The sequence below is a fragment of the Magnetococcales bacterium genome, from assembly GCA_015231175.1.
Taxonomy (GTDB): Bacteria; Pseudomonadota; Magnetococcia; order Magnetococcales; family DC0425bin3; genus HA3dbin3.
In genome coordinates this window covers 1-6,091 of sequence record JADGBZ010000122.1, presented here as the reverse complement: position 1 = coordinate 6,091, position 6,091 = coordinate 1, and the positions used below count along the sequence as shown (strand labels likewise).

General features: G+C 60.0%; 6 protein-coding genes. 5 read left to right on the top strand and 1 reads right to left on the bottom strand.

Going from position 1 to position 6,091, the window contains the following annotated elements; translation table 11 throughout:
* Positions 1-304: 304 nt before the first annotated feature.
* Positions 305-1,135, bottom strand: coding sequence for a flagellin FliC (locus tag HQL63_15425; protein ID MBF0178216.1), 831 nt, complete (start codon positions 1,133-1,135; stop codon positions 305-307).
* Positions 1,136-1,692: 557 nt separating this feature from the next.
* On the opposite strand from HQL63_15425, the gene HQL63_15420 reads away from it, so the two are divergent.
* The 5 genes from HQL63_15420 to gatA all read left to right on the top strand — a co-directional run bounded on the left by HQL63_15420 (position 1,693) and on the right by gatA (position 6,023).
* Entirely contained in the window at positions 1,693-2,646 is a 954-nt protein-coding gene (locus HQL63_15420) for a hypothetical protein (GenBank protein ID MBF0178215.1), read from the top strand.
* Positions 2,647-2,743: 97 nt separating this feature from the next.
* Entirely contained in the window at positions 2,744-3,190 is a 447-nt protein-coding gene (locus tag HQL63_15415) for a hypothetical protein (protein MBF0178214.1), read from the top strand.
* Positions 3,191-3,276: 86 nt separating this feature from the next.
* On the top strand, positions 3,277-3,969 hold the full coding sequence (locus HQL63_15410; protein MBF0178213.1) for a hypothetical protein: 693 nt from the start codon (positions 3,277-3,279) through the stop codon (positions 3,967-3,969).
* Between the two features lie 189 nt (positions 3,970-4,158).
* Complete coding sequence (gatC, locus tag HQL63_15405) at positions 4,159-4,539, top strand: Asp-tRNA(Asn)/Glu-tRNA(Gln) amidotransferase subunit GatC (protein MBF0178212.1); 381 nt, start codon at positions 4,159-4,161, stop codon at positions 4,537-4,539.
* 20 nt (positions 4,540-4,559) lie between these two features.
* Positions 4,560-6,023 carry an Asp-tRNA(Asn)/Glu-tRNA(Gln) amidotransferase subunit GatA gene (gene gatA, locus HQL63_15400; protein MBF0178211.1) on the top strand — a complete coding sequence of 488 codons (1,464 nt, stop codon included), beginning with the start codon at positions 4,560-4,562 and terminating at the stop codon, positions 6,021-6,023.
* Positions 6,024-6,091 lie beyond the last annotated feature (68 nt).

Sequence of the window (6,091 nt, the reverse complement as noted above, 5' to 3'; positions counted from 1 at the left end):
TGCGGGGCAAACGGGTGCTGCATTCTCTGTTGGATCTTCTGGTGCGATAAGCCCCCGGAGTCCATATTGAGCCAACCATTCAGTGCCCTACGATGGCCATGACACACTGTCCATCATTTTGATGGTGGTTCCGAGGGCCGCAAACCTTTCGCTGGTGGTCTTCATGGCCTTTTTGCTGGAACTGTAGAGACAGGGTTCTTCAACGGGTTGTCAGGCCCTGCCATGGAGCCAGCCCCCTGGACCCCGATTCGTCAACAACAATCCGAACCCGCTGCCCCCCCAAGACCGACTGAACCGCAAACGCTCAACCCAGCAGAGTCAACACCTGTTTCATTTGCAAATTGGCCTGGGCAATGACAGCCGCCCCTACCTGCTGAAGAATGGTCTGGCGCGCCATGTTGCTGGTCTCCTGCGAAACATCGGCATCCTGGGCATTGGAAAGCGCCTGGGTCATGTTGTTGGAATAGGAGGTCACGTTGTCCAAAGCCGAATTCAAACGACTCTGCACGGCGCCAATCCTGGCCCGGATCGTCGCAACGCTGGCAATGGCATAGTCCACCAGGACAATCGCCAGCGACGCCGAGGTGCCATCCGTTCCACCAAGACTGGTAAAACCGGAAACCCCTATCCCGGAAGGAGTTGCGCTGTAGATGGTCAGGGAGATGCCATTGTCGGTGCCGCTGTAGGTTCCCACTTGGAAAACCGACCCGACGACGCTGCCCATCAACAAGCTCTTGTTGTTATACGTCACACCACGGGCGGTGCGCAGAATCTCCGCTGCGAGCAACTGGAACTCGATGTTCATGTTGGCCCGGTCGGCGGTCAGATAGGTGGAACTGGTGGCCGCTGTCGCCAACTCCAACATCCGTTGCAGATTGTTGTTGGTCTCGGCCAGGGCATCGTCGGCTACCTGGGTCAGGGAAACGGCATCGTTGGTGTTCCGAATGGCCCGGTTGGCGGCGCGAATCTGCGCAGCCATGTTTGAAACAACTCCCAATCCGCCCGGATCGTCATCCGCATTGTTGACCCGGATCCCGGATGACAACCGCTGCAAGCTCGTATTCAGAGACTTGGTCGATTTGCCAAGCGAACGGGTCAAAGTACCCACAATGCTTGAGTTGATTGTAATCGGCATAACGTCCTTCCTTCTGCGGATGTCTCAAATCCGGTACACACCAACAGGAGCGGTCGGCCAACGCAACAACCGCGTCCAAACTCTCCCAAACATAACCCCTGATCTCCCTATCGGTGGCTCCCGGGGATGACTTGAGAAAAAAATGCTGGTAACCCCACCCTCTCAAGAAAAGCCTGGATATGAAAGCCTTTGTCAGGGCTTCGTCCCGAACCCCACCAGCTCAAGAAAAGCCTGGATATAAAAGCCTTTGTCAGGGCTTCGCCCCGAACCCCACCAGGACTCTGTCCTGGACCTGCCAGGGAGCCAGCCCCCTGGACCCCGATGCGTGGCCGGGTGGTGAACGGTTACAAAAACGATTGGCAAACAGGCGATAATCAGGCGATAATTAAGCAATTTTCATGCCGTTCATAACAAGCTCTCCCCAGGTGCCTCTGATCAAGGTTTCGATGCACACGCTCGCCAGCGAAACATATTCGGCTCAACGCCCGGGACAAAATTGCCGATAGAAGGGAACATGTTGAGCGGTCGTTCCGACCTCTCGTATCCAGGAGGGCGTCATGGACCATCTACCCACGTTCAAGGGCCGGAAATGGACGTTCCTGCGCAAGGCGGCTGGAATGGCCGGGTTGTCTCTGCTGTTCGGCTGCTCACATGCCCCGAGTGACAGGAGTGGCCCTCCCGAATCTTCCAAATGGACGCCGGAGCACATCTCCCGCATCTCCCGTCCCTGCCTCGCGGTGGGGTTGCAACCATGCCCAAACATGGCGTCATCAACCATGGAGGGTGGCATGTTGTTGGCTGGAGGAGGAAAAGACGGCAACGAACCCGTCATGATCTCCCCCAACACGATCATGATGCCACGGCGCGTCTGGCGCCCATTGCCTGCGCTGCCCATCGTGGAAAGGGTAACGCCGGTCTATCCATTCCCGTCTGGAGGACTCGATACCGACCTGGCGGATGACGACTACGGCGTTTCCTTGTCCCGTGGCATCTCCTCCTCGACCCGTGGCGTTCCCAAGCCTCGGGAGATTCAGGAGGAGTCTCTGGACGCACCAGGGGGTGACTTGCCGGATCCCGGTTTCCCGGGCAACGTTTCCCAGTCGGCGGGGCATGTGGCCTTGCCTGTTCAGGGCGGCTCGTCGCCTGCGGCAGAGCGACATGGCAACACCCCGCCAGCCGTTTTTGGTTTTGGCGCCGCCGACCCGGATGGCACTCTCTTCCCATCCGCAGCGCCAGCGCATGCCCCTGCCGCTCCCCAGGCCACTGCCACCTCCCACACCCCAAAAGAAGAGGTGGCTCCTGGATCTGTCCAGCAAGCCAGCCCATCCACTCCAGTGGCTGACCAACCCAAGGTCAAACCTGTCACCGGCAAGCCTCCCTCCCATCAACCACCCCCCCAAGCCAAAAAACAAAAGGATGATGCTGTCGAGGTGGTGGAAGATGTCGCTGGTAAAAATGGGGCCAAACCCACTGGCACTCAACCGCAGCATGGGCAGACCAACACAAAATGAGCCGAACAGTTACAATAAATCACTGATGCAACCCGGGCCAAGAGCCGAAAAACACCTCGTTGGCTCGCTTGGACCGCTGGGGAAAGAGGAAAATGGCATGAAACACCTTACCAACAGAACGTACCGGGTCAGCATTCTGGCCGCTCTCACCGGCAGCATGGCCTGTGCAATGGCAGCCGGGTCGGCGCTTGCCGAGTGGAACCCCCAGCCTGCCGTCCATGTCGGGTACACCATGATTAAAGTCAAAACATGGCGTTACGACACCGGCTACGAAAATCCGGTGCAACATTGGTGGGAACGAACACCCGCCGTGGGTGACATATGGCATCGCCAACCCGTGGAATCCGATGCCCAGCAACCGGTCTCCTACATCAGACGGACGCCGGTCGAGGTGATGGTGCCACAGGCCGTCATGGCGCCTGTTCCCGTGGCAGCAGGGGGCAGCACACCGGCGCGGGTGCGGGTCCAACCAACCTTCACAGGGGAAGAGCCTTCTGCACCCGAAGGTTTCATCATGCCACAAACCGTGGTTATCTATCGCTGAAAAAGTCTTATTTGCCAAATATTTCGCACTGGCTGGCGCCAAAACAAGAAACATTTCCCATGCACACAGGGACAAGGGGGAGAGAGATGACGACGATGCCAAACAAAAAACGGGTCGGAACCACGCTGATCGGAGCCGTGCTGTTGGCGAGCGTCGGATTCGGCAAACCTGCCCCGGTGGAGGCCGATGCCGGCACGGCAGCCCTCCTGTTCGGTGGTGCCATCCTGGCAACCGCAGCGGTGGCCTCGAACAGCCAGGAGGCCCAAACCGTCTATTATACCGGCAGACCCGAAACCTATGTGCCGCCGCAGTCCTATCTTTACCCGGCTGTAGGCCCTTCCCCGGCGGTAAGCTACCAGACCCAGCCAGCACAGATGTACTATAAGCCGCCACAAGCCGTGATCTACTCATCGGTGCCCATGGCCCGCCCCATGCAGACACCCCAGACCGCCGGCTACGTCCGTGATGACGATGCCATGACCGTCGGTTCCCTCAGTGTGTCCAGTCCCAACGCAACAGGCAGCGTCAGCATGGGATCGGTCTACTACCCGGCCTACAGCAATCAGGATCCGAGTGGCATGTCCGCTCCCTATGCCATCGGCGGGCCGGAAAGCGGCGGACCTCTGGTCGTCGGCAACGCCAACTACGGCCCCGGATTCCCCCGCGCCCAGGTCATGCCCGTGGGGGCCAACAACAGCGGTGGCATCGTCGTCGGGCCCGGTTCAACATCAGGACTCTATCCGTCCGATCTGGCCACCCCCTACTCCATGATCCGATGATCCCTTTGCCAGGGGCTGCCGCATCACTCGCCTGGCCACGAAAAGGTGTCACGATTCACCACCCGGCCACGAAAAAACCTGTCATACGTCCGCCTTCTGGCGCAAAAAAACGCGCCAGAAGGCGGTCCATGGCCCGCCCCTTGGGCCTTTTTTGCAAACGGCGCAAAAAAGGCTCGGAAATGTTTTTCCTTGCATGCGACCGTTTTTCAGCGGACCCTCACACACTTCCCGGAAGGGAGCCGTTCCCCGCCGACTCAACACATCAAGCGTTCATGTCCCATGGCCATCACCCCGGAAATCGTGTCTCATGTCGCCACCCTGGCCCGCCTGGCCATCCCTGACCAGGAGGTGACCCTCTATGCCGGGCAACTGTCGAACATCCTGCAATTGATGCAGCGCCTGGACCAACTGGACACCACTTCCGTCGCACCCATGTCCCATGCCGTGGAGATGACCATGCCAGAGCGTCCTGATCGTGTCGTCAACGGCAACCAGCGTGACACACTGCTGGCCTGTGCCCCGGATCCTGCTCCCCAGGGATTTTTCCGGGTTCCCAAAATCATCGAATGAATGACATGGAGCGGCTCCCCGTGGAACCATTCCGCCTCACCCTGACCGAAGCCGCTGCCCGTCTCAAGCGCCGGGAGATCAGCGCCGTCGAATTGACGCAAATCTGTCTCGACCGGATTGCGGCCCTCAATCCGGCGCTGAATGCCTTCGTGACCCTGGATGCCCCAGGCGCCCTGGCCGCCGCTGCCCAGGCCAATCGACGTTTGCAGGCCGATGATTGCGTCACCCCCCTGACCGGCATCCCCCTGGCCATCAAGGATCTCTTTTGCACCCAGGGACTGCGGACCACCTGCTGCTCCCGGATCCTGCGCAACTTCGTTCCCCCCTACAGCGCGACGGTCATCGATCGTTTGCAGGCAGCGGGCGCCATCATCCTGGGCAAGACCAACATGGACGAATTCGCCATGGGATCGTCCAATGAGACCTCCTGTTTCGGTCCCTGCCGCAACCCCTGGAATCAAGAACGGGCGCCGGGTGGCTCCTCCGGCGGTTCGGCGGCTGCGGTCGCCGGTGGGTTGTGTATCGCCGCCCTGGGGACCGACACCGGCGGATCCATCCGCCAACCTGCCTCCCTCACCGGCATCACCGGCTTGAAACCCACCTATGGCCGGGTCTCCCGCTACGGCATGATCGCCTACGCCTCCTCCCTGGATCAGGCAGGGCCCATGACCCAAACCGTGGCAGATGCGGCAGCCCTGTTGCAAGTGATGGCCGGTCATGACCCCCTGGACGCCACCAGCATCGACCAGCCCGTTCCCAACTACGCCGATGCCCTCTCCCGGGATATCCGCTCGCTGCGTATCGGTATTCCTCGGGAATATTTCGGCGCGGGACTGAATCCCCAGGTCCAAAATGCCATCGCCGTCGCCCAGGAGGTTTTGCAGTGCGCCGGAGCCACCCTGGTGGATATCTCCCTGCCCCATACCGAACACGCCATTCCAACCTATTACATCATCGCCCCGGCAGAGGCCTCCTCCAATCTGGCCCGCTACGATGGCGTCAAATTTGGCCATCGCTGCACCAACCCCGCCGATCTCCCGGATATGTACCGCCGCACCCGCGCCGAAGGGTTCGGCGCCGAAGTGAAACGCCGCATCATGCTGGGTACTTACGTCCTCTCCTCAGGCTACTACGATGCCTACTACCGCAAGGCACAAAAAGTCCGCCGCCTGATCGCCGAGGATTTTCGAACCGCCTTCCGGCAGGTCGATTGCATCCTGACCCCCACCGCCCCCGAAACCGCCTTCAAACTGGGCGAACGCACCGATGATCCCGTGCGCATGTATCTCTCCGATATCTTCACCATCAACGTCAACCTGGCCGGCCTGCCAGGGCTCTCCATCCCCTGCGGCTTCGACGACAGCTCCCTCCCCATCGGCATGCAGCTGATCGGTCCCCCCCTGGGTGAGGAGGTGGTGTTTCAGGTCGGACACGCCTATCAGCAGGTCACGGATTGGCATCTGCGCAAAGCGCCGTTGCCATAGAATCAACACACTGCCAAAAAACGATTGAAAGACTGGGATGGAGGTCCAGGAGGAAGGGCTGCGCCCTT